Origin of the sequence: Burkholderia sp. BCC1985 (assembly GCF_905339915.1) — a bacterium.
Lineage (GTDB): Bacteria > Pseudomonadota > Gammaproteobacteria > Burkholderiales > Burkholderiaceae > Burkholderia.
In genome coordinates, this window is the sequence record NZ_CAJPGY010000142.1 from 1 (window position 1) to 380 (window position 380).

Consider the following 380-nt stretch of genomic DNA (forward strand, 5'->3'; position numbering starts at 1 on the left):
GCGGTCAGCACGTCGAGTGCCGAGAACGGCTCGTCCATCAGCAGGATCGTCGGATCGACCACGAGCGCGCGCGCGAAGCCCACGCGCTGGCGCATGCCGCCCGACAGTTCGCGCGGATACGCGTTCTCGAAGCCGTCGAGACCGATCAGGTCGATCGCGGCGAGCGCGCGTTCGCGCCGCTCGCGTGCGCCGACGCCGAGTGCTTCGAGGCCGGCCTCCACGTTCTGCAGCACGGTCAGCCACGGAAACAGCGCGAAGGTCTGGAACACCATCGCGACGCCTTCGGCCGGGCCGCGCAGCGGCTTGCCGAGATAAGTCACGTCACCGCCGGTCGGCTCGATCAGCCCGGCGATGATCCGCAGCAGCGTGGACTTGCCCGA

General features: G+C 69.7%; 1 protein-coding gene. It reads right to left on the reverse strand.

From position 1 onward, the window contains the following. Positions 1-380: ABC transporter ATP-binding protein (locus U4Z31_RS37025; protein WP_321813007.1), on the reverse strand; the 380-nt coding region annotated here is incomplete at both ends.